The following is a 1,077-nucleotide window of genomic DNA, read 5'->3' as shown; positions in this document are numbered from 1 at the left end:
GCGCGGATGATCTGACGAATCGAGACCAATACTTCTTCGTACTTTTCCAATTTATTCATCCAGTCTGTAGGGAACATGTAACGACGCGACACTAACTCAAATGCGCTGTTATTTAAAGGGCTGCAGTCAAAATTTAGGTCTACATTTTTCAACTATTTATTCGTCTTTGGCGATTTCTTTTTATTCGCTCGTGCAACTGAAACAGAAAGACCTAAAATTAGTATAGCAATAATTGTTTGTGGTCTAATTAATGATGTGGAGATTTGCGCTTTTTGTAATGCAAATTACCGACTGAAAAGTAAGTTATTGGATTTTTTAACAGCAAAAGATAGACAAAAACGCCTCAAATGATAGGATCTTCCGCTTTCACGGAATGTAAAACGTATCGTGTTCGAACGATTTTTTGTTTGGTACGGAAAAAATAATACAAAAATAGAGAGGAACGATGACAAAGGGTATAGATAAGTACAGTATTGACAGTACCGACTATACGGTAGGTCAAGACAACGTTCAAAAGTGGGGCTTTGATGTTCATAACCCAGTTTTTGGTATTAGTGCAGGCTTTATTGCACTGTTTCTTGTCGCAGCATTAGTTCTAGATGCTCATACCGCGAAGACGGCATTGGATGGGCTTAAGTGGAAGATCATTGGTTCATTCGACTGGCTGTTTATTATCGCTGGTAACATTTTCGTTATTTTCTGCTTAGCGTTGATTGTGTCGCCGCTCGGGAAAATACGCTTAGGCGGTAAAGATGCCGTCGCTGATTATTCATTCATGTCTTGGCTCGCGATGTTGTTCGCAGCCGGTATGGGTATTGGTTTGATGTTCTGGAGTGTGGCAGAACCAGTGGCTTACTTCACTGGTTGGTACGAAACGCCACTTGGCGTAGAAGCAAACTCACCAGAAGCTGCACGTTTGGCGCTAGGCGCGACGATGTTCCACTGGGGTCTCCACCCTTGGGCAATTTACGGCGTTGTGGCACTTTCACTTGCATTTTTCACCTACAACAAAGGTTTGCCTCTATCAATGCGTTCGATCTTTTACCCATTATTGGGCGATCGCGCTTGGGGCTGGGC

General features: G+C 42.7%; 1 protein-coding gene. It reads left to right on the top strand.

The features are described from left to right. Positions 1 to 445: 445 nt before the first annotated feature. Positions 446 to 1,077, top strand: a 632-nt coding sequence (locus R7070_RS26360) for a BCCT family transporter (protein ID WP_318141538.1), incomplete at its 3' end; no start/stop codon positions are given.

Source organism: Vibrio sp. 1557, assembly GCF_033340175.1.
GTDB lineage: Bacteria > Pseudomonadota > Gammaproteobacteria > Enterobacterales > Vibrionaceae > Vibrio > Vibrio alginolyticus.
The sequence above is the reverse complement of the archived record's forward strand: the minus strand, read 5'-3'. Positions and strand labels throughout refer to the sequence as shown.